The sequence below is a fragment of the Mesorhizobium sp. USDA 4413 genome (assembly GCF_056280365.1).
Map to the genome: position 1 here is coordinate 6,397,798 of NZ_JBVPRP010000001.1, position 20,442 is coordinate 6,418,239.

The 20,442-nt window shown below is 64.5% G+C and carries 21 protein-coding genes; 13 read left to right on the plus strand and 8 right to left on the minus strand.

Features of this window, described 5'->3' with window-relative positions; genetic code table 11:
• The first annotated feature begins 69 nt into the window (after positions 1-69).
• The 5 genes from ACVMIM_RS31070 (at position 70) to ACVMIM_RS31090 (ending at position 3,548) form a co-directional block, all read left to right on the plus strand.
• The gene (locus tag ACVMIM_RS31070) at positions 70-555 is read left to right on the plus strand and encodes a MaoC family dehydratase (protein ID WP_476116680.1); all 486 of its coding nucleotides are present in this window, start codon (positions 70-72) and stop codon (positions 553-555) included.
• Positions 552-1,589, plus strand: coding sequence for a phosphotransferase family protein (locus ACVMIM_RS31075; RefSeq protein ID WP_476116681.1), 1,038 nt, complete (start codon positions 552-554; stop codon positions 1,587-1,589). The genes ACVMIM_RS31070 and ACVMIM_RS31075 overlap by 4 nt, the downstream gene beginning before the upstream one ends.
• An 18-nt stretch (positions 1,590-1,607) precedes the next feature.
• Positions 1,608-2,384 (plus strand): SDR family NAD(P)-dependent oxidoreductase, encoded by a 777-nt coding sequence (locus ACVMIM_RS31080; RefSeq protein ID WP_476116683.1) that lies wholly within the window; start codon positions 1,608-1,610, stop codon positions 2,382-2,384.
• A 120-nt stretch (positions 2,385-2,504) separates the two neighbouring features.
• Positions 2,505-3,149: a TetR/AcrR family transcriptional regulator gene (locus ACVMIM_RS31085; RefSeq protein ID WP_040997296.1), complete on the plus strand. Its 645-nt coding sequence runs from the start codon at positions 2,505-2,507 to the stop codon at positions 3,147-3,149.
• A gap of 165 nt (positions 3,150-3,314) precedes the next feature.
• Positions 3,315-3,548 carry a DUF680 domain-containing protein gene (locus ACVMIM_RS31090; protein ID WP_476116685.1) on the plus strand — a complete coding sequence of 78 codons (234 nt, stop codon included), beginning with the start codon at positions 3,315-3,317 and terminating at the stop codon, positions 3,546-3,548.
• Positions 3,549-3,634: 86 nt separating this feature from the next.
• Here the strand turns inward: ACVMIM_RS31090 and ACVMIM_RS31095 are convergent, their stop codons facing one another.
• From ACVMIM_RS31095 to ACVMIM_RS31115, 5 genes are all read right to left on the minus strand, one after another.
• Entirely contained in the window at positions 3,635-3,859 is a 225-nt protein-coding gene (locus ACVMIM_RS31095; protein ID WP_040997300.1) for a hypothetical protein, read from the minus strand.
• A gap of 86 nt (positions 3,860-3,945) precedes the next feature.
• Positions 3,946-4,530: a sarcosine oxidase subunit gamma gene (locus tag ACVMIM_RS31100; protein ID WP_476116687.1), complete on the minus strand. Its 585-nt coding sequence runs from the start codon at positions 4,528-4,530 to the stop codon at positions 3,946-3,948.
• Entirely contained in the window at positions 4,523-7,516 is a 2,994-nt protein-coding gene (locus ACVMIM_RS31105; protein ID WP_476116689.1) for a sarcosine oxidase subunit alpha, read from the minus strand. Before ACVMIM_RS31105 ends, ACVMIM_RS31100 begins: the two co-directional genes overlap by 8 nt.
• Positions 7,513-7,809 carry a sarcosine oxidase subunit delta gene (locus tag ACVMIM_RS31110; protein ID WP_040997306.1) on the minus strand — a complete coding sequence of 99 codons (297 nt, stop codon included), beginning with the start codon at positions 7,807-7,809 and terminating at the stop codon, positions 7,513-7,515. Before ACVMIM_RS31110 ends, ACVMIM_RS31105 begins: the two co-directional genes overlap by 4 nt.
• Positions 7,810-7,881: 72 nt before the next feature.
• Positions 7,882-9,135 (minus strand): sarcosine oxidase subunit beta, encoded by a 1,254-nt coding sequence (locus ACVMIM_RS31115; RefSeq protein ID WP_476116691.1) that lies wholly within the window; start codon positions 9,133-9,135, stop codon positions 7,882-7,884.
• Between the two features lie 242 nt (positions 9,136-9,377).
• Between ACVMIM_RS31115 and ACVMIM_RS31120 the strand changes: the two genes are divergently transcribed.
• The 6 genes from ACVMIM_RS31120 to ACVMIM_RS31145 all read left to right on the plus strand — a co-directional run bounded on the left by ACVMIM_RS31120 (position 9,378) and on the right by ACVMIM_RS31145 (position 14,461).
• Positions 9,378-10,136: an SDR family oxidoreductase gene (locus ACVMIM_RS31120; RefSeq protein WP_476116693.1), complete on the plus strand. Its 759-nt coding sequence runs from the start codon at positions 9,378-9,380 to the stop codon at positions 10,134-10,136.
• 109 nt (positions 10,137-10,245) lie between these two features.
• On the plus strand, positions 10,246-10,632 hold the full coding sequence (locus tag ACVMIM_RS31125) for an SET domain-containing protein (RefSeq protein ID WP_476116694.1): 387 nt from the start codon (positions 10,246-10,248) through the stop codon (positions 10,630-10,632).
• Positions 10,633-10,811: 179 nt separating this feature from the next.
• Positions 10,812-11,078 carry a 30S ribosomal protein S21 gene (rpsU, locus tag ACVMIM_RS31130; RefSeq protein ID WP_027165252.1) on the plus strand — a complete coding sequence of 89 codons (267 nt, stop codon included), beginning with the start codon at positions 10,812-10,814 and terminating at the stop codon, positions 11,076-11,078.
• A 132-nt stretch (positions 11,079-11,210) separates the two neighbouring features.
• On the plus strand, positions 11,211-12,062 hold the full coding sequence (locus tag ACVMIM_RS31135; protein ID WP_476116697.1) for a tetratricopeptide repeat protein: 852 nt from the start codon (positions 11,211-11,213) through the stop codon (positions 12,060-12,062).
• A gap of 232 nt (positions 12,063-12,294) precedes the next feature.
• Positions 12,295-12,771: a DUF992 domain-containing protein gene (locus ACVMIM_RS31140; RefSeq protein WP_040997316.1), complete on the plus strand. Its 477-nt coding sequence runs from the start codon at positions 12,295-12,297 to the stop codon at positions 12,769-12,771.
• 223 nt (positions 12,772-12,994) lie between these two features.
• Positions 12,995-14,461 (plus strand): MFS transporter, encoded by a 1,467-nt coding sequence (locus ACVMIM_RS31145; protein ID WP_476116698.1) that lies wholly within the window; start codon positions 12,995-12,997, stop codon positions 14,459-14,461.
• A gap of 65 nt (positions 14,462-14,526) precedes the next feature.
• Here ACVMIM_RS31145 and coaBC read toward each other — a convergent pair whose 3' ends face one another.
• The 3 genes from coaBC to ubiE form a co-directional block, all read right to left on the minus strand.
• On the minus strand, positions 14,527-16,002 hold the full coding sequence (gene coaBC, locus ACVMIM_RS31150; protein ID WP_476116700.1) for a bifunctional phosphopantothenoylcysteine decarboxylase/phosphopantothenate--cysteine ligase CoaBC: 1,476 nt from the start codon (positions 16,000-16,002) through the stop codon (positions 14,527-14,529).
• A 73-nt stretch (positions 16,003-16,075) separates the two neighbouring features.
• Complete coding sequence (gene ubiB, locus ACVMIM_RS31155; protein WP_476116702.1) at positions 16,076-17,650, minus strand: 2-polyprenylphenol 6-hydroxylase; 1,575 nt, start codon at positions 17,648-17,650, stop codon at positions 16,076-16,078.
• 64 nt (positions 17,651-17,714) lie between these two features.
• Positions 17,715-18,491, minus strand: a complete 777-nt coding sequence (ubiE, locus tag ACVMIM_RS31160) for a bifunctional demethylmenaquinone methyltransferase/2-methoxy-6-polyprenyl-1,4-benzoquinol methylase UbiE (RefSeq protein ID WP_476116704.1) — start codon at positions 18,489-18,491, stop codon at positions 17,715-17,717.
• Positions 18,492-18,659: 168 nt separating this feature from the next.
• Here ubiE and ACVMIM_RS31165 point away from each other — a divergent pair, with 168 nt between their 5' ends.
• Entirely contained in the window at positions 18,660-19,634 is a 975-nt protein-coding gene (locus ACVMIM_RS31165; RefSeq protein ID WP_476116706.1) for an adenosine deaminase, read from the plus strand.
• Between the two features lie 161 nt (positions 19,635-19,795).
• Entirely contained in the window at positions 19,796-20,425 is a 630-nt protein-coding gene (gene upp / locus ACVMIM_RS31170) for a uracil phosphoribosyltransferase (RefSeq protein WP_027165262.1), read from the plus strand.
• The last annotated feature ends 17 nt before the right edge of the window (positions 20,426-20,442 follow it).

Genomic DNA, 20,442 nt, shown 5'->3' on the forward strand with positions numbered 1-20,442 from the left:
ATCGGGCGGGGTTCAAGGAATAAGGCGCCCGGTTCGAGGAAACGTTATCCGGGCGGGGGTGCGGAGGACATGAGCGTGGAACCGATCAGTCTCGATACGCTTCTGGCAAGCGTCGGCAAGGAGGTCGGCGTCTCGCCCTGGCGAACGGTCACGCAGCGCATGATCGACCAGTTCGCCGACGCGACCGACGACCACCAGTTCATCCACTGCGATCCGGAGCGCGCCAAGCGCGAGACGCCGTTCGGCGGCACCATCGCGCATGGCTTCCTGTCGCTGTCGCTTTTGTCGGCAATGACCTTCGAGACCATGCCGCCGCTGGAAAACACCAAGATGGGCGTCAACCACGGCTTCGACACACTGCGTTTCCTGGCGCCGGTGAAGACGGGTTCGCGCATCCGCACCCGCTTCGTGCTCGCGGACGTCAAGGTGCGGCCCTCCGGCTGGGTGCAGACGGCGCATGACGTGACCATCGAGATCGAAGGTTCGAAGAAGCCGGCGCTGACGGCGCGCTGGCTGACCTTGACACTGATCGAGCGCCAGCCCGAGAACGCATGAGCGGCGAGGCCGGCGCCATAGACCAGGCGGCGCTTGCGCCCTATCTCAAGGCGCATATTCCGGGCTTCGCCGGCCTTTCCGCGATTGAAAAATTCAAGTCCGGCCAGTCCAATCCGACGTATCTTTTGACCGCCGCCAACGGCCGCTATGTGCTGCGCGCCAAACCGCCGGGGCAATTGCTGAAATCCGCGCACCAGGTCGATCGGGAATTCCGGGTGATGCAGGCTCTCGCCGGCACGGCGGTGCCGGTGCCGCGCATGCTGCATCTGTCGGGCGAAGACTCCCCGATCGGCCGCATGTTCTATGTCATGGAATATCTCGACGGCCGCATCTTCTGGGATCCGTCGCTGCCGGACGTTTCCGGCAATGAAGAGCGCGCCGCGATCTACGACGCGATGAACGCGACGCTTGCGGCCATGCACGACATCGATATCGACGCCGTCGGCCTTGGCGATTTCGGCAAGCCCGGCAGCTATTTCGAACGCCAGCTCGCGCGCTGGACCGGCCAGTACCGCGCCTCCGAAACCGAAACCATCACCGATATCGACAGGCTGATTGCTTGGCTCGAAACGCATATGCCGGCAGATGACGGCCGCGTCTCGCTTGTCCATGGCGATTACCGGCTGGACAACGTGATGTTCGCGCCGGACGTTCCGAAGGTCATCGCGGTGCTCGACTGGGAACTGTCGACGCTCGGCCACCCCTTCGCCGATCTCGCCTACCAGTGCATGCAGTGGCGTCTGCCGCATGCCTCGGGTTTTCGCGGCCTTGGCGGTGTCGATCGCGTGGCTGCCGGCCTGCCTTCCGAGGAAGCCTATGTCGCCGCTTACTGCCGCAGGCGCGGGATCGAGGGGATCGACAACTGGACCTTCTTCCTGGCCTTTGCCTTCTTCCGGCTGGCGGCGATCTGCCAGGGCGTCTACCGCCGCGCGCTGGACGGCAATGCGTCCAATCCGGAAAAGGCAAAGACCTATGGCGAGGCAGTGAAGCTGCTTGCCGCGCTTGCGGTCGAACTGATCGACGAGAACAGCTGAAAACGGGAGAGTTAAGCGATGGGCCGGTTCGATGGGATGACGGTGCTGATCACTGGCGCGACCGGCGGTCTCGGCAGCGGGGCGGCAAAGGCCTTCGCCGCCGAAGGGGCGCGGCTGGTGCTCTCCGATCTCGATGAGGCTGCGCTCGGCAGTTTCGCCGCGACGCTCGATGCCGAGACGGTTCACCTTGCCGGCAACATCGCCGACGAAAACCTCTCCGGGGATCTGGTGAAGCTTGCCGTGCAGAAGTTCGGCCGGCTCGACATCGCCGTCAACAATGCCGGCATCGTCCACTCCTTCGTGCGCCTGCCGCAGGTGACCTCGGAGGAGGCGCGCCGCGTGGTTGAGGTCGATCTCCTCGGCGTCTTCTACGCCATGAAGCACCAGATCCCTCAGTTGGAACGCCAGTTCAAGCAGAGCGGCAAGGGTGGCGTTATCGTCAACATCGCCTCGGTCGCCGGCCTCTCCGGCGCGCCGAAGCTGTCGGTCTATGCCGCCGCCAAGCACGGCGTCGTCGGCCTGACACGCTCGGCCGCCGTGGAATATGCCAGCAAGGGGATCCGCATTAACGCGGTCTGCCCTGCCCACACCCGCACGGCGATGGTCGAGGGTTTCGTGCGTTTTACAGGCGCGCCGGAAGCCGAAGCCCTTGCCGAACTCGCGCGCGGCGTGCCGATGAAGCGTGTCGGCGAGGTCGACGAGATCATCACCGGCATCCTGTTCCTTGCCGACCCCGGCAACTCCTTCATGACCGGCCATACGCTGGCGCTCGATGGCGGCATTGGCGCGATCTGAGCCGGATTGTGTTAAAACAAAGAGTTAGAGTGCACGCAAGGGAACCGGAAGGCTCCCTTGTCCGTTTCCGTACAGCGTATATACTTTTCACCAGGCAACCAACACCAAAGGCAGCGGACATTGACGCTGAGCGTTCAGAAACGCCGCGAAAAACAGAAGGCGGAGCTTCGCTCCGAACTCGTCGCGGCGGCTCACAAGCTGGTGCAGGAAGAGGGCTATGAGGGCCTGACTATCCGCAAGCTCGCCAAGCGCGTCGGCTATGCGCCCATGTCGGTCTATTCCTACTTCGCCGACAAGCAGGACATTCTGTTCGCGCTGGCCGAAGACGCCTTCGAAACGCTGGCGCGACGCATCGAGGAGCACCCCGCGGACGATCCGATCGAGGCGCTGCGGGCGGTAATGACCGAATACGCCGCCTTCGGGCTCGGTAATCCCAATGAGTACCGCACCGTCTTCATGACCGAGAAGACCCGGCTGCCAGAGGGCCGCAGCTACGAGGACATGGAAGAGGGCAATCCGGCGATGAAGGCGCTGATAAGCCGGGTCGAGGCCTGTGTGGCCGCCGGCAAGCTCAAGGGCGATCCCCGCGCCATCGCCACCATGCTGTGGACCGTCGGCCACGGCACGATCTCGCTGCTGATCACCTTCCCCTTCTATCCTTTCGGTGACCCCCAGGCCTATGTGAAGCGGATGTGCGACTTCATGCTGGCCTCATTGTCGGCGCAGGATATCCCCCCGCTCACCGAAACACCCGTCAACTGCTAACCGGGCTTGCGCCGGCTTTTCCGCGATGCCGATCGCTTGGATTCGCGCTGACGAATTCCTACGTTCGAGAAAAGTTGTCGTACGCGTACAAATTCCCTCTTGAATTCATCTTCCGTTAACCGTATGTGTACGTTGCATCGTACATGTACGAACTGGAGATGGAAGATGAAAAAGACGACCCTCGCCCTCGCCGCCGTGCTGGCTTTTTCCGGGGCGGCTTTTGCGGGTACGCACCAGCCGGCCAAGCATGCTCCGGCAGCCTGCGCCCAGACCAACACCAATGTGGTTCTTGATTGCACCGCGACCGGCTCGGTCGAAAAGGCGGACGCCAGCAAGACCCAGGCCAAGAGCCCGCGCCTCGGCATCGACGTCAGCCCGTGGTTCGTGCCGGGCCTGTAAGCACCATCGGCAGAATTAACGAAAACGGGCGGCACTTGGCCGCCCTTTTTCGTTTGCCTGAAGTCCGATTGCCTGCTGCGACGGCGCTACTTCTTGCGCGACTTCATTCCAGGCACGGCCTTGGCCTTGCCAGGCTTTGCCGGTCCTCCGGGGATGGACGTGCTGGTAATCGATACCGGATCGCTGGCCGGAAACGTGTCCTCGAGGCCTTCCTCAAGTTCCTCTTCCTCGACCTCGCGATGCCTTTCGTTCTCCAGCGAACGGACTGCCGCTGTCTTCTTGGGTGACTTCGGCGCGGGTTTGGACGGCATCGGCAATCTCCCTCACGAGCTGCGGAAACGGCCAGAGGTCGGCGATGGTTCCTGCCGCGCTGCTTTCCGACAGCGCAGTGTGGAGATCAGTTCGCCGCGTCGCCTGCCGCTTCCGACAGCAGAGTAAAGACATAGTCCGAAAAGGAACGCCAGCATTCCACGCGGAACGCGTCGGCCGCGATGCGCAACAGCACGATCTCGGATTTGCCGAGAATGGTGCGCGAGGCAGCACCCACCGGGAACGCCTCGAGCGACAGGTCCTGCGGACAGCCCGAATTGACCGTCACCGCGGCTGCGGGCCCGACAACGGAAATCCCGACATTGCGATGCGAGATGCCGACCGCCGAATGCAGCGCCGTCACCTTGGCGCAGTCGGCGAGCGGATCGTTGCCGGCCTCGTCGATGATCATCCATTCGTCCGGCCCGAGCCACAGCGCCGTGCGCCCGTCCTTCGTCGCCGAGGTCTTAGGTTTTGTCAGCAGCGTGAGGCCGAGCGCCTTGGAGAGCGCGGCGAGCGAAGCCTCCGGCGCGCGCAGCGAGATGCGCTCGGCCGGCGGCAGCATCTCCACCTTCACGCCCGGCGCCGACAGCGCGCGGCCGGCAAGCGCAGGGCGCCGCTCGACGGAGGCAGAAGCAGCAGCGGCTTTTGTCTTGGCGGCGGCCTTAGCCATTGAGGCGTTCTCCCTTCTCGTCGACGAACACCATGCCGGTGACTTCCACCTCGATCGTGCCGTTCGGCATCGGCACATAGAGCGTCTCACCCATGCGGTCGCGGCCGCCGGCGACCAGCGCCAGCGCGATCGAACGGCCGCAATTCTCCGACCAGTAGCTGGAGGTGACATGGCCGATCATCTTCATCGGGATCGGTTGCTTCGGATCGGCGACGATCTGCGCGCCTTCTTCCAGCACCACCTTCGGATCCTTGGTCTTCAGGCCGACGAGCTGCTTGCGGCCCTTGGCCACAAGGTCCGGCCGGGTCAGGCCGCGAATGCCGACGAAGTCGGTCTTCTTCTTGCCGACCGCCCAGTCGAGCCCGGCATCGTTCGGCGTCACCGTGCCGTCCGTATCCTGGCCGACGATGATATAGCCCTTTTCGGCGCGCAGCACGTGCATCGTCTCGGTGCCGTAGGCGGTCGCGCCATGCTTCTGGCCTTCAGCCCACAGTGCTTCCCAGACCGCCTCGCCATAATCGGCCGGCACATTGACCTCGAAGCCGCGCTCGCCGGTGAAGGACATGCGGAACAGCCTTGTCGGCACGCCGCAGATCTTGCCCTCGCGCACCGACATATGCGGCATCGCCTCGTCCGACATGTCGATGCCTTCGACCAGCGGCGCGATGATGTCCCGCGACTTCGGCCCCTGCACCGCGATCACCGCCCATTGCTCGGTGATCGATGTCAGCCAGACATTGAGATGCGGGAACTCGGTCTGGAGGTAATCCTCCATGTGGTTCATGACGCGCGGCGCGCCGCCGGTCGTCGTCGTCACGTGGAAGCGGTCCGGCGCCAGCCGGCCGACGACGCCGTCGTCATAGATGAAGCCATCCTCGCGCAGCATGATACCGTAGCGGCAGCGGCCGGTTTCAAGCTTCTCCCACGGATTGGTGTAGAGCAGCTCCATGAACTTCGCCGCGTCCGGTCCGACCACTTCGATCTTGCCGAGCGTCGAGGCGTCGAACAGGCCGCCGACCTTGCGCACCGTCACGCATTCGCGGTTGACGGCGGCATGCATGTCTTCGCCGGCCTTGGGGAAATACCAGGCGCGCTTCCAGTTGCCGACGTCCTCGAACACCGCGCCCTGGCGTGCCGCCCACGGATGGATGGCCGTCCGCCGCGTAGGGTCGAAAAGTGCGCCGCGCGCGTGGCCGACGATCGAGCCGAAGGTCACGGGCGTATAGGGCGCGCGGAAGGTCGTGAGGCCGACCTGCGGGATCGGCTTGCCGAGTTCCTCGGCGGCGATCGCCAGGCCATGCATGTTCGACGTCTTGCCCTGATCGGTCGCCATGCCGTTGGTGGTGAAGCGCTTGACATGCTCGATCGAGTGCATGCCTTCATGCACCGCCTGGCGGATGTCCTTGGCGGTAACATCGTTCTGGAAATCGACGAAGGCCTTGACCGTCGTGCCCGGCCCGGCGCCGGGCGCGGCGCCCAGCATGCCGCGCGACCAGATCTCGCCGGCATCGACCTTCGGCTTGCTGCCCTTGCCAATCTTGCCGCCGGCCTCCTTCGCCGCCTTGGCGCCGGCGGCATAGGCCTCGTCGATCGTCGCATCCAGCCCGTCCGTGCCGTTGCAGGCGCCGACCGAGACGCAGTCCTGCGCATAGGTGCCCGGCACGAAGCGCTTGGTCTCCTCGTTGAAGGCGACCTTGCCGCGCGACTGCGAGAAGAGATGCACCGACGGCGTCCAGCCGGCCGACATCAGGATCGCGTCGACGGGGATGGTGCGCTGGCCGCCACCGTTCTTTGGCTGCACGGTCATCGACGACACGCGCAATTTGCCGCCGGCGCTGACAACGGCGCGGCCGAAATTGATCTCGATGCCGAGGCCCCTCGCCTCGTCGATTACCGCTCCCGACGGGTTGTCGCGCAGGTCGACAATGGCCGCAATGTTGACGCCGGCCTTCTTGAGATCGATCGCCGCCGCGTAAGCCGAGTCGTTGGCCGTGTAGACGCCGACATTCCTGCCGACCGCCACGCCATAATGGTTGAGATAGGTGCGCGCCGCCGAGGCGAGCATCACGCCCGGACGATCGTTGTTGGCAAACACCATGTGCCGCTCGATGGCGCCGGTGGCGATCACGACGCGATTGGCGCGAACCTGCCACAGGCGCTCGCGCGCGAGCTCATGGCCCGGGTTCTTGAGATGGTCGCTGACCCGTTCGACCAGGCCGACGAAGTTCTGCGCGTAGTAGCCGAAGGCCGTGGTACGGGAGAGCACGCGCACATTGTCCATCCCCTTGAGCTTGGCGATCGCCGCTTGCGCCCAGGCATAGCCGTCCTGTCCGTCGATCCTGGCGCCGCTCTCGAAGCGCAGGCTGCCGCCGAATTCGGCCTGCTCGTCCGCGAGGATCACCCGCACGCCGGTTTCGGCCGCGGCAAGGGCAGCGGCAATGCCGGCGGCGCCGCCGCCCAGCACCAGCACCTCGCAATGCGCGTAGCGCGAAGCATAATGGTCCGGGTCCGGCTTTTCGGGGGAAACGCCGAGGCCTGCGGTAGCGCGGATCTTCGGCTCATAGAGATCCTTCCAGGCCCATTTCGGCCACATGAAGGTCTTGTAGTAGAAACCGGCAGAGAACATCGGCGAGGCAAGGTCGTTGACGGCGCCGACGTCGAAGGCAAGCGAGGGCCAGCGGTTCTGCGAATTGGCCGTCAGCCCGTCATAGAGCTCCTGCACGGTGGCGCGCACATTCGGCGTCTTGCGCGCGTCGTCGCGCACGATCTGCACCAGCGCGTTCGGCTCTTCCGCACCGGCCGAAAGGAAGCCGCGCGGCCGGTGATATTTGAACGAGCGGCCGACCAGATGCACGCCGTTCGCGAGCAGCGCCGAGGCCAGCGTGTCGCCCTCGATGCCGACATATGGCTTGTCGTCGAAGCTGAAGGAGGCGGTCTTCGCCTGGCTGAGGCGACCGGCGCCGGAAATGCGGAACGCGGCGTTCATTTCGAGGCTCCAGGCAGCTTCGCGGGCTTCGGCTCGCCGGCCTTGTAGGTCATGACGAACTTGTCGGTGACGGTGTCGCGCACGGCGTTGAAGAAGCGCGCGCAGCCATGGATGTGCCGCCAGCGCTCATAGATGACGCCTTTGGGGTTCGCACGGATGAAGAAGAATTTCTCGAAATCGTCGTCGCTCTCGGCCGCAATATTGGTCGGGCGCGCGATATGCGCCTCGCCGGCATTGCGGAACTCGAGTTCCGGGCGCTCTTCCTCGCAATAGGGGCAGCGGATGAGAAGCATCTGGGTAATCCTAAAACTTGCCGTGACCGGCGCACGCGCCGGCCGGGTGGAAGCAAAGCGGCTGAGCCATCATCAATGCGCCACCGCCGCCGCCGCCGCTTCGTCGATGAGCCGTCCGGTGCGGAAGCGCTCCAGCGTGAAGGGCGCGTTGATCGGGTGCGGCTCGTCCTTCGCGATCGTGTGCGCGAAGACATTGCCCGAGCCGGGCGTCGCCTTGAAGCCGCCCGTGCCCCAGCCGCAATTGACGTAGAGGCCCTTGACCGGCGTCTTAGCCAGGATCGGCGAGCGGTCGGGCGTCACGTCGACGATGCCGCCCCAGGAGCGCAGCATCTTCATGCGGGTGAAGATCGGGAACATCTCGCAGATGGCGTCAAGCGTGTGCTGCAATATGTGCAGGCCGCCGGTCTGCGAATAGGAGACATACTGGTCGGTGCCGGCGCCGATGACCAGCTCGCCCTTGTCCGACTGCGAGATATAGGCATGCACGGTGTTCGACATCACCACGCAGGGCACGACCGGCTTGATCGGCTCCGACACCAGCGCCTGCAGCGGATAGCTTTCGAGCGGCATGCGCACGCCGGCCATGTTCATGATGACGGAGGAATGGCCAGCCGCGACCACGCCGACCTTCCTGGCGCCGATGAAGCCGCGCGTCGTCTCGACTCCGGCGACGGCACCATTGGCCGCGCGCTTGATGCCGGTGACCTCGCAGTTCTGGATGATGTGGACGCCGCGCGCCGACGCGCCGCGCGCATAGCCCCAGGCGACCGCGTCGTGGCGCGCCGTGCCGCCGCGCCGCTGCAGGGCGGCGCCCATCACCGGGTAGCGCGCCTCCCTGGAGATGTTGAGTGGCGGGCAGAATGCCTTCGCCTCTTCCGGCGTCAGCCATTCATTGTCGATGCCGTTTAGGCGGTTGGCATGGATGTGGCGTTTGAACACCTGAACGTCATGCACATTGTGCGCGAGCATCATAACGCCGCGCGCCGAATACATGACGTTGTAGTTGAGCTCCTGGGAAAGTCCGTCCCACAGCTTCAGCGCATGGTCGTAGATGCCGGCGCTCTCGTCATAGAGATAGTTGGAGCGGATGATGGTGGTGTTGCGGCCGGTATTGCCGCCACCGAGCCAGCCCTTTTCCAGAACCGCGATGTTGGTGATGCCGTGCTCGCTCGCCAGATAGTAGGCGGTCGCCAGGCCGTGTCCGCCGGCCCCGATGATGATGACGTCATATTCCTTCTTCGGCTCGGGCGAGGTCCACTGCTCCTCCCAGCCCTTGTGGCCGCGCATCGCCTCGCGGGCAATGGCGAATACCGAGTATTTCTTCACGTTAAGCCTCGCGCCAAAAATCGCGGATGTCGTTCGGGCCTCTCCCGTCACGCGAGGTGTATCACTAGCGAAACCGCGATGTCATCCTTACGCTGTTTGCGACGGCGCTTGCCGTTTTGCGCCAGTGCCGCGCAATGCCTGCGCGACGATAGCAAGGCAGCTTTCGGGTGGCTGCATCCATGCCGATTTGCGACCCAGACATCCATCCGCCGCAAGCCGGCACCAAGGAAGGATGCTGAGACATGTTCACTCTTACAAACAAGGTCGCGATCGTCACCGGAGCAAGTTCCGGCATCGGCCGCGCCACCGCCAAGCTGTTCGCCGAGCAAGGCGCATGCCTGGTCGTCGCGGCCCGGCGTCAGGCCGAGCTCGACGCGCTCGTCTGCGAGATCGAGAATGCCGGCGGTATGGCGGCCGCGCTTGCCGGCGATGTCAGGGACGAAGTCTATGCCCAGGCGCTTGTGAAGCTCGCTGTAACCCGCTTTGGTGGCCTCGACATCGCCTTCAACAATGCCGGCGCGGTCGGCGCGATGGGGCCGGTGCCCGACATGGCGCCGGCGACCTGGCATGAGACGATGGACACCAACCTGACCAGCGCCTTTCTCGCCGCCAAGCACCAGATACCGGCGATGCTGGGCCGCGGCGGCGGCTCGCTGATCTTCACCTCGAGCTTCGTCGGCTACACCGCCGGCATGCCTGGCATGGCGGCCTATGCCGCCGCCAAGGCCGGGCTGATCGGCCTGACGCAGGTGCTCGCCGCCGAATACGGTCCGCAAGGTCTGCGCGTCAACGCGCTGCTGCCCGGCGGCACCGACACGCCCGGCGCGACCACGACCACGCCCGAGGCGCGCGCTTTCGTCGAAGGCATCCATGCTCTGAAGCGCATGGCAGAGCCGCTGGAGATCGCGCGCTCGGCGCTTTACCTGGCATCCGACGCATCGAGCTTCACCACCGGCACGGCCTTGTTTGCCGATGGCGGCGTCTCGATCAGCCGGACGTGATCCGGCCGGCAGGCTGGAAACACGCCCATCCGCTGAAATGTAGCGGCGCGGTCTTGCATTTCGGCGCGAATTGACGATTTCGTTTCCCGTCGAAAATGGACGGGGAACGATGCTGCTGATCAGAACCTATGTTGCCCAGAGCGCTATCGAAGGCGTCGGCGTGTTCGCCGCCGAGCCGATCCGCAAGGGCGCTTCGATCTGGCGGCTCGACCCGGATTTCGACCGGTTGATCCCGATGGAAAAATATGAGGCCGCGCCGCCGCATCTGCGCGAGCTGCTCGACCGCTATGCCTATCCGAGCCCAGACAAGCCCGGCTTCATGGTCTATGAGGTCGACAATGGCCGCTTCATGAACCACTCCGAGCGGCCGAACACGGATTTCTCACAATATGGCGGCGCCACCGCCATTCGCGACATCGCCGCCGGCGAGGAAATCACCTGCGATTATGGCGAGTTTTTCGAGGACTTTGCGCGCCTCCATCTGACAACCGCGTAGGCCGATCAAACGTCCGGCAGCGGCGCTCGGGTTTTTGATCGCTGTTTCCCGCAATCAGCGGTGGACATCCCAGCCTGATTCTGCTATCAGCCGCCACAATTCGCGGTGCAGCTCGCCGCGGAGGCATCTCAGCTATGGCTGTTTGCCTAACGATTTCAAACCCGAAGACAGGATTGCCCGTGCAGGTACTCGTCCGCGACAACAACGTTGATCAGGCGCTTCGCGCGCTGAAGAAGAAGATGCAGCGCGAAGGTATTTTCCGCGAAATGAAGATGCGCGGTCATTACGAGAAGCCGTCTGAGAAGCGTGCCCGCGAGAAGGCCGAAGCCGTGCGCCGCGCCCGCAAGCTGGCCCGCAAGCGCGCCCAGCGCGAAGGCCTGCTGCCGATGACCCCGCGCCCGGCTCCGGCTGGTGCTGCCGGCGCATCGCGCTCGCCGCGCTCATAACGCCAATTTTTCGTCCTTTTCGAAGGATACCGAGGGTGGCGCGATGCGAAATCGCCGCCACCTTTTTGTTTATAGATTCGAGCCGGTTCGGAGAGGGAACGGACTAACGGCGCCGCGGCAGTGAGGACAAAGATGAACGCTATTACCGTAGAGCGCGGAACCGCTTTTCGCGGCTTCGCCCTGACGGCGGCCCTGCTTTCGGGTCTGGTGCTTGCAGCATGCCAGACAACCCCGACAGGTGAGTTCAACTCGATCGACAAGGCGCAAGGGTCGAGCGAGAACATCTCCTCGCTTTCGGCGGTCATCCAGCGCAATCCGCAGGATCCCGAGGGCTACAATGTGCGCGGTTCGGCCTATGGCCGCGGCGGCCAGTACCAGGCAGCGCTCAAGGACTTCAACCAGGCCATCCAGCTCAATCCGAACTTCTACCAGGCCTATTCGAATCGCGCGCTGATCCAGCGCTTCCTCGGCAATCAGCAAGCGGCTTTGGCCGACTACAACCGCGCGATCCAGATCAACGCCAACTACGACGCCGCCTATATCGGCCGCGGCAATCTCTACCGCAAGGCGGGCCGCATCCAGGACGCCTTCAACGACTTCCAGAAGGCGATCCAGCTCGACACCACCGACGCGCGCGCCTACCACAATCGCGGCCTGATCTATCAGAGCCAGGGCCAGCACAAATTCGCCATCGAGGATTTCTCGACCGCAATCTCGCTGGCGCCGGACGCCGCCGAACCCTATAACGGCCGCGGCCTCTCCTACCTGGCGACGGGCGACGAGGATAACGCCTTCTCCGACTTCAACATGGCCATCAAGCTCGATGGCAAGAACGCTGAAGCCTGGGCGAACCAGGCGCTGATCTATGAAAAGCGTGGCGACAAGGTCAAGGCTTCCAAGTCCTATCGCGAAGCCATCCGCCTCGACCCCACCTACCAGCCGGCCAAGGACGGCCTGTCGCGCGTCGGTGGCAACGCCAGCTGATCGGAAGCCGACGCCGTAAGGATATCCTGCACGACGGGCTTAGGCGTCGTCCCCGATCGTCCGAGTCCGCCCGCAAGCGCAGTGTTGCCCTGCAGCGAGGTCGATAGCGATCCGTTAACCGCCCAAGGCGAGGCGTTAACCTTTGCCATGTTCGCGCCAAGTTTTCAGCGGAACGCTCGACGCACCTCGATCGTTTAAGGCGGGGCCAAATTTTCGCGAAAGGACCTTTCCAATGATCAAAACACTTGCCTGTGCCGCTGCCGCGCTTGCCGCCACGGTCCTCGCTTTTCCGGTAAGCGCCGGCACGCTCCGGCTCGGCACGCTCGATTGCACCATCGACGGCGGCGTCGGCTACGTCATCACGTCGAACAAAGGCGTATCGTGTGTCTTCCGCCCCTCCCATCACGGTCCGGCCGAGATTTATACCGGGATGATCTCCAAGCTCGGCGTCGATGTCGGCAAGACGCATCAGGGCCAGCTCGTCTGGGCGGTGCTTGCCGCCACCCGCAACCATGATGCGGGCGATCTCGCCGGCAGCTATTACGGCGTCAATGCCGAGGCTTCCGTGGTGACCGGCGGCGGCGCCAACGTCCTGGTCGGCGGCCTGGACAGCGCCTTCATGCTGGAGCCGCTGAGCGTCCAGGCGCAGACCGGTGTTAACCTGGCCGTTACCGTCGCCTCGCTGGATCTCGTCCACTCCTACAAATAGGCCTTCGTCCTCCAAATTCGCTGCGCCGCATACGGCCCGGAACATCTGTTCCGGGCCGTATGCTTTGGGAAGCCGCATTGCGTAGGCGAATCGTGGCTCGCGTTGAATCTGCGAAAAGCCTCTTGAGCTCAACCGCGCTTGAGGTTCTACAAGCGCTGCCGAACTGGACCTGGCGCTTCCTTCGAAAGCGAACGAGGCTGCCGTTGGCAAGCAGGAGATCGATGTGACGGCAGCAGGCGGCGACAGGGTGGTCGGCAAAAAGGTGGCCGATGGCAAAGTGGATTGGCGGGCGCTGTGGGCGAGCGGCGATCTGGCCCGCTTCTGCTTCGTCAGTCTCGGCATCCTGCTGCATGCCACCAACGAGACAATGGTCGCGACGGTGATGCCGGCCATGGTCGGCGATCTCGCGGGCGTGCAACTGGTCGGCTGGTCGTTGGCGATCTACGAGCTCGGCGCGATCGTCGCCGGTGCCGCGGCCGGACGGCTGGTCAGCTATGTCGCCCTGCGCTCCAATATGATGGTCGCCGCGCTGCTCTACGCGATCGGCGCGCTGATCTGCGCCACGGCGCCTTCCATGCCGTTGTTCCTCGTTGGGCGTCTGGTCGAAGGGCTTGGCGGCGGCGCGCTTGTGTCGCTCGCCTTCGTCTCCGTCGAGCGCCTGTTTCCACGCAATATCTGGCCGCAGCTCTTCGGCATCATGTCCGCGATCTGGGGCGTCGCAGCCTTCAGCGGCCCGATGCTCGGCGCGCTCATGACCGAGTTCCTGTCGTGGCGCTGGGCTTTCGGCATCTTCACCTTCGGCGGCGCGGCGATGGCGCTGGCAAGCTTCATCGTGCTCGACACGCCCGAGGCGAGGAAGCCGCAGGCGAGCAGCGGCAAGGCGCCACCCTTCCCCTATCCGGCGCTCGTCTGTCTCGGCTTCAGCGTCGTGCTGATCGCCGCCGCCGGCATCGACATCGCCCTGCTGCGCTCGTCCCTGCTCCTCCTGCTCGGCCTGATCGGCCTGGCGCTGTTCTTCCGCATCGATGCCCTTAGGCCGCAATCGCGGCTCTTTCCCTCGCCCTTGTTTTCATGGCGCTCGCCGCTTGGCAGCGGCATGACCATGGTTGCGGCATTCTCGGTAGCGACCTGCACCTTCACCATTTACGGGCCGCTGCTCCTCACCACGCTGCACGGCATTCCGATCCTGACCACCGGCTACATCATCGCCGCCGAATCGATCGCCTGGTCGATCCTGTCGATCCTCATCGCCAATGCGCCACTGGAGCGCGAAAGGCTGATCATCGTTATCGGCGCACTGATGATCGCCTCCGGCCTTGCCGGCTTCGCTTACACCATCCCGGCAGGCTCGATCCCGCTGATTCTGCTCTGCGCCCTGCTGCAGGGCGGCGGCTTCGGCGTTTGCTGGCCTTTCCTCACACGCGTCATCGTCGCTTCGGCGCGCGATGGCGAGCAGACGATCGCCTCGGCCGCGGTGCCGACCATGCAACGCATCGGCTATGCCGTGGGCGCGGCACTTGCCGGCATCGTCGCCAATGCCAGCGGGTTCTCGGAGGGTCTGAACCGTGAAGCGGCTGCAGGCGTTGCCGGCTGGCTGTTCCTGGCCTTCGTGCCTCTGGCTATTCTGGGATGCATCGCCGCCCTGAGGATCGCGTTGCCGACGCTGCGGCCTCAGCAAGCGCCCGGCTAGAGCAATTCCAGGAAAAGTGTGTAACGGTTTTCGGCCCGGAATTGCGTCAAAACAAAGGGTCTAGACTAAACAGTGACGGTCTGCTGCAGACGCTCCGCGATCAGCGCGGCGAGCCGCGCCGCCACCTCCTCCTTGCCCATTTCCGGCCATTCCTCGACGCCGGTTCTGGAGACGATGCGCACCTTGTTGCGGTCGCCGCCCATCACGCCGGACGGCCCGATGCCGCTTTCATGCGAGACGTCGTTGGCGACGATGAAGTCGGCGCCCTTTTTCTTGAGCTTGGCCTCGGCATTGGCGATGAGATCCTGCGTCTCGGCGGCGAAGCCGACGACGAGGCCCGGCCTCTGAACGTGATGGCCGATGCCGGCCAGGATATCCGGGTTCTCGACCATCTGCAGCGAAGGCGGCCCTTTGCCCGCCACCTTCTTGATCTTCTCGCCGGCGGCGTTGGCCGTGCGCCAGTCTGCGACGGCGGCAACGAACACCGCGGCATCCGCCGGCAATAGGCTCTCCACCGCTTGCTTCATCTGCGCGGCTGTTTCGACGTGAGTGGTCGCGACCCCGGCCGGATCGGCGATGGTGACCGGGCCCGACACCAGCCGCACGTCGGCGCCGAGCTTTGCCAGCGCGGCAGCGATCGCATGGCCCTGCTTGCCGGAAGACCGGTTGGCGATGTAGCGCACCGGATCGATCGGCTCATGCGTCGGCCCGGAGGTGACGATGATGCGGCGCGCCGCCAGCGGCTTCGGCCTCTCGTCGAGCATGGCCTCGATCGCGGCGACGATCTCCAGCGGCTCGGCCATACGGCCCTCGCCCGCTTCGTTGCTCTCCGCCATCTCGCCCTTGGCGGGACCGACAAAGGCTATGCCGTCCTTCTGCAAGGCCGCCCGGTTCCGCCGCGTTGCCGGATGCGCCCACATTTTCGGGTTCATCGCCGGCGCCATCAGCACCCTCTTGTCGGTGGCCAGAAGCACCGTCGAGGCAAGGTCGTTGGCATGGCCGTTGGCGAGCTTCGCCATCAGGTCGGCGGTGGCGGGCGCCACCACCAGCAGATCGGCCTCGCGCGACAGCCTGATATGGCCGACATCGTGCTCGTCATTGCGGTCGAACAGTTCGGTGAAGACATGATCGGCCGAAAGCGCGCCGACCGACAGCGTGGTGACGAATTCCTGCGCGGCTGACGTCATCACCACCCGCACCGCAGCGCCGCGCTCGCGCAGCCGTCGTATCAGGTCGAGCGCCTTGTAGGCGGCGATGCCGCCGCCGATGACGAGCAGGATGCGCTTGCCGGAGAGAGAACCTCGCGAAACTGATTTGGCGGATGCGGCGACGACCGGCGCTGCCTGCTCCTTCGAGCCCGTCAGCGCACGCAGCTTTTCCTCGATCTGGCCGATGCGCTCGGCCTGCCCTGCCCGGCCTTTGACCGCGGCGCGTATCATCGCCCGCGCCTGCTCCTCCATCGAACGGCCATTCTCGGCCGCCAGCTGCCGGAGCAGGTCTTTCACTTCATTGTCAAGATTGCGGATGGTGATGCTGGCCATGCGATTGCACTCGCCTTCGGATAAGCGCTGGCAATGATAGCAATGCAATCAACTGGCGACAAGCCGCGTGGGATCAGAGCAATTTCCACGCGATATAAATCAGCGTCAGCGCGATAACCCACAGCGCCACGCGGCCGGAGCGGGTGTGGCGCGCTTCCGCCCTACCAATTGCGTGCGCGGTCGCTTCGTCGAAGCGCAGGCCGTTCTCGGCCATCAGATCGATCTCGCGCGACAGCCGCTCGGTGCGGGCGACAAGATCCGGCGCCTGCCTTGCCAGCGACACAAGGGCTCTGCCGGCGTCGCGCGCGTCCGTGAGCATGCCGCGCGGGCCGAGATTGCCGGCGATCCAATCGCTGACCACGGGCTCCGAGGTCTTCCACATGTTGAAGGCCGGATCGAGTGTGCGTGCGACACCTTCGACCACCACCATGGTCTTCTGCAAAAGCACCAGTTCGGTCCGCGTCGCCATATCGAACAGTTCGGTGACTTCGAAAAGCAGCGTCAGCAGCTTCGCCATCGAGATCGTCTCGGCCGATTGGCCGTGGATCGGCTCGCCGATGGCGCGGATCGCCTGCGCGAAGGCCGAGACATTGTGCTGGCGCGGCACATAGCCGGCCTCGAAATGCACCTCCGCGACGCGCTGGTAGTCGCGCACGATGAAACCGTAGAGAATCTCGGCGAGGAACCGCCGCTCCTTCTTGCCGAGCCGGCCGGCAATGCCGAGATCGACGGCGACGATGGTGCCGTCCGCCTCGACGAACAGGTTTCCCGGATGCATGTCGGCATGGAAGAAGCCATCGCGCAACGTGTGCCGCAGGAACGACTGGATGAGGTTGACGGCGATCGCCTTGAGGTCATGCCCGGCGGCGGCAAGGCCCGCCAGATCGTTCATCTTGATGCCGTCGATCCACTCCATGGTGAGCACGTCGCGGCCGGTCCGTTCCCAGTCGACGGCCGGCACGCGAAAACCCTGATCGTCCTTGGTGTTCTCGCCGAGTTCCGAAAGCGCTGCCGCCTCCAGCCTCAGGTCCATCTCGATTCTGGTGGTCTGCGCCAGCGTCTGGGTCACCTCGACAGGGCGCAGCCGGCGCGACGACGGTATGTATTTCTCCTGCAGGTGGGCGGCGAGGAAATAGCTTTCGAGGTCCTGAAAGAAGCGCCGCCGCACGCCGGGCCGGATAACCTTCACCGCCACGCGCGAAGCGCTGCCCTCGCACAAGACCTCGGCACCGTGCACCTGCGCGATCGAGGCCGCCGCCACCGGTTCGCCGAAGCTCGAATAGAGATCGTCAATCCTGCGCCCGAGCGAGGCTTCGATCGCATGGATCGCTGCGGCCTTCGGGAAAGTATGCATCTTGTCCTGCAGCAATGCGAGGTCGAGCGCCATGTCGTTGCCGACAACGTCGGGCCTCGTCGCCAGGAACTGGCCGAGCTTGACGTAGGAGGGTCCGAGCCGCACCACCGCGCGCGCCAGCCTGTCGCCGCGCTGATAGCTCAGCGCCCGGCGGCGGGTGAAAAGCCGCGCCACGCGCCAGCCGAATTTCGGCATGCCGGAGAGCTCTTCGCCCGGCAGCGCGGCGACGACGCCTTCGCGGACCAGCACCCAGCCGGCCCGGGCGAGCCTGAAGGCGGCGGCGACGCTGCTCATAGCCCAACCTGCGTCAAAGGAGGCTGCTTCAGAGGGGCCTGCTTCTGCTGCAAAGCGCCGCGCCTCAAAGCTTCCAGCCGGAATGAAGGGCGGCGATACCGCCCGAGTAATTGCGGAAGGTGACGCGATCGAAGCCGGCGCGGGTAATCATCGCCGCGAAATTCTGCTGGTTGGGGAACTTTCGGATGGATTCGACCAGATAGGAATAGGGCTCGCCGTCGCCGGTCACCGTCTTGCCGATCCTGGGGATCGCGTTGAACGACCAGGCTTCATAGGCCTTGTCGAGCAGCGGCATGTCGACCTCCGAGAATTCCAGGCACAGAAACCGTCCGCCGCGCTTCAGCACGCGATAGGCTTCGGTAAGCGCGACCTCGATGCGCGGCACATTGCGGATGCCGAAAGCGATCGTATAGGCATCGAAGCTATCATTCGCGAACGGCAGTTCCTCGGCATTGGCCTCGACGAAGTCGGTATTGGCTGACAGACCCTGCTTTTCGGCGCGGTCGCGGCCGACGGTAAGCATGGAGCCGTTGATGTCGAGCACGGTGGCGTGCGCATGGCGCTGGCTGGCCTCGACGATGCGGAAGGCGATATCGCCGGTGCCGCCGGCGACATCGAGCACCTTCCAGCCCGGCCGCTTCGGCGGGTTGAGCCAGGCGACCATCGCGTCCTTCCACAACCGGTGCAACCCGGCCGACATCAGATCGTTCATCAGGTCGTATCGGCTGGCCACCTTATGGAAGACGTCGTTGACCAGGGGCTGCTTCTCCCCTGCCCCGACCTTCCTGAAACCATAGGAGGTTTCCATCCCGCCCGCGGTCGTGGTTCTCTCAACTGACATTATTTTGATCCGTCATAAAACCGGCGGGACCATAGCCGATCGATGGTGCCGACGCTATTGTCCAAGGCGCGGTTTTCGGCCGCGCTTTCAAACCCCGGCCGGGAGAGGTCTTGCATGATTTTCCGGCCAGCCCCTGTGCGAGAGCAGCATACCGGACGGGATGACCGCATGATTTTGAAGGCCGAACTGCACTGCCACATCGAAGGAGCGGCAGCGCCCGAACTCGTCGTCGCCCAAGCCCGCAAATACGGCAAGGACCCTTCGCCCTATATCCAGAACGGCTCATTCGTCTGGCACGATTTCACCTCCTTTCTCGCGGCTTACGATTTCGCTTCCGACCTGTTCCGCAGCGAAGAAGATTATGCGCGCCTTGCCGACCATTATCTGACCAGCCTCGCTCGCGACGGCGCCATCTATTCCGAGGTTTTCACCTCGCCGGACCATGCCAAAAGGGCCGGGCTGTCGCCAAAGGCCTATACGGACGCGCTGGGCGAAGGCATGGCCCGCGCCAGGGCCAGGACCGGCATCGAGGGCCGCATGATCGTCACCGGCGTGCGCCATGTCGGCGTCGAGTCGATCGAGCAGGCGGCGCGCTTCGCGGCGCGCTGCGCACATCCGCTGGTGACCGGTTTCGGCGTCGCCGGCGACGAGCGCATCGGCGATTTCGAGGATTATGCGCGAGCCTTCGAGATCGCGCGCGAAGCGGGCCTCGGCATCACCATTCATGCCGGTGAGCTGATGGGCTGGGAAAGTGTTGCGGCGGCCCTCGACCACATCCGCCCGTCGCGCATCGGCCACGGCGTTCGCGCTATCGAGAACCCTGACCTCGTCCGCCGCATAGCCGACCAGGGCGTGGTGCTGGAATGCTGCCCGGGCTCCAACATCGCGCTGAAAGTCTTCGACAGCTTCGCCGACCATCCCTTTCCGGCGCTGCGCGCCGCCGGCTGCAAGGTGACGCTCAACTCCGACGACCCGCCCTACTTCTGGACCTCGCTGAAGCGCGAATACGATATCGCCGCCGAGCATTTCCGCATGGACGACAAGGCGCTCACCGCCGTCACCAGGACGGCCATCGAGGCGGCCTTCGTGGACAAGAAGACCAGGGCGATGCTGCTGAGCCGGCTGGACGTGAAGGTGCGGTGAGTGAGTAGGGAGTAGTCGGTAGTCAATAGTTATGGATTTGGCCGAGCGCGCATAGATCGGTTGAAGGCCGGAGCTTTGCCCGAGGCCGGGACTCGCAAATCGGCTCACTATTCACTACTCACTACTGACTACTACCCACTGCGAACCAGTCGGAGCACATCATGCAGGGCGTCACCGTCGTCGACCACCCCCTTGTCCAGCACAAGCTGACCATCATGCGCAAGAAGGAGACCTCGACGGCCGGTTTCCGGCGGCTGCTGCGCGAGATTTCGCTGCTGCTCGGCTATGAGGTGACCCGCAATCTCGAGCTGACCACGACCATGATCGAGACACCGATCGAGGAGATGGAGGCGCCGACGCTGGAAGGCAAGAAGCTGGTCTTCGCTTCGGTGCTGCGCGCCGGCAACGGCCTACTCGAGGGTCTGCTCGACCTGGTGCCGGCCGCGCGCGTCGCCCATATCGGCCTCTACCGCGACCATGAGACGCTCGAAGCGGTCGAGTATTTCTTCAAGGCGCCGAGCGATCTTGCCGACCGGCTGGTTATCGTCGTCGATCCGATGCTGGCGACCGCCAACTCGGCGATCGCGGCGATCGACAAGCTGAAGGGACGCGGCGCCACCAACATCCGCTTCCTGTGCCTGCTGGCCGCCCCGGAAGGTATCGAGCGTTTCACGAAGGCGCATCCGGACGTGCCGATCTTTACCGCTTCCATCGACCGCCAGTTGAACGACAAGGGCTACATCATGCCCGGTCTCGGCGACGCCGGCGACCGCATGTACGGGACAAAGTGAGCGCCTTTCTTAACTGG

Coding starts and splice junctions, on each gene's coding strand:
- ACVMIM_RS31105 (WP_476116689.1), bottom strand. CDS start 7,516: ATGAACGCCGCGTTCCGCATTTCCGGCGCCGGTCGCCTCAGCCAGGCG.
- upp (WP_027165262.1), top strand. CDS start 19,796: ATGCAGGGCGTCACCGTCGTCGACCACCCCCTTGTCCAGCACAAGCTG.
- ACVMIM_RS31125 (WP_476116694.1), top strand. CDS start 10,246: ATGCTGCTGATCAGAACCTATGTTGCCCAGAGCGCTATCGAAGGCGTC.
- ubiB (WP_476116702.1), bottom strand. CDS start 17,650: ATGAGCAGCGTCGCCGCCGCCTTCAGGCTCGCCCGGGCCGGCTGGGTG.
- ACVMIM_RS31120 (WP_476116693.1), top strand. CDS start 9,378: ATGTTCACTCTTACAAACAAGGTCGCGATCGTCACCGGAGCAAGTTCC.
- ACVMIM_RS31135 (WP_476116697.1), top strand. CDS start 11,211: ATGAACGCTATTACCGTAGAGCGCGGAACCGCTTTTCGCGGCTTCGCC.
- ACVMIM_RS31110 (WP_040997306.1), bottom strand. CDS start 7,809: ATGCTTCTCATCCGCTGCCCCTATTGCGAGGAAGAGCGCCCGGAACTC.
- ubiE (WP_476116704.1), bottom strand. CDS start 18,491: ATGTCAGTTGAGAGAACCACGACCGCGGGCGGGATGGAAACCTCCTAT.
- ACVMIM_RS31075 (WP_476116681.1), top strand. CDS start 552: ATGAGCGGCGAGGCCGGCGCCATAGACCAGGCGGCGCTTGCGCCCTAT.
- ACVMIM_RS31095 (WP_040997300.1), bottom strand. CDS start 3,859: ATGCCGTCCAAACCCGCGCCGAAGTCACCCAAGAAGACAGCGGCAGTC.
- ACVMIM_RS31090 (WP_476116685.1), top strand. CDS start 3,315: ATGAAAAAGACGACCCTCGCCCTCGCCGCCGTGCTGGCTTTTTCCGGG.
- ACVMIM_RS31070 (WP_476116680.1), top strand. CDS start 70: ATGAGCGTGGAACCGATCAGTCTCGATACGCTTCTGGCAAGCGTCGGC.
- ACVMIM_RS31140 (WP_040997316.1), top strand. CDS start 12,295: ATGATCAAAACACTTGCCTGTGCCGCTGCCGCGCTTGCCGCCACGGTC.
- ACVMIM_RS31080 (WP_476116683.1), top strand. CDS start 1,608: ATGGGCCGGTTCGATGGGATGACGGTGCTGATCACTGGCGCGACCGGC.
- ACVMIM_RS31165 (WP_476116706.1), top strand. CDS start 18,660: ATGATTTTGAAGGCCGAACTGCACTGCCACATCGAAGGAGCGGCAGCG.
- ACVMIM_RS31100 (WP_476116687.1), bottom strand. CDS start 4,530: ATGGCTAAGGCCGCCGCCAAGACAAAAGCCGCTGCTGCTTCTGCCTCC.
- coaBC (WP_476116700.1), bottom strand. CDS start 16,002: ATGGCCAGCATCACCATCCGCAATCTTGACAATGAAGTGAAAGACCTG.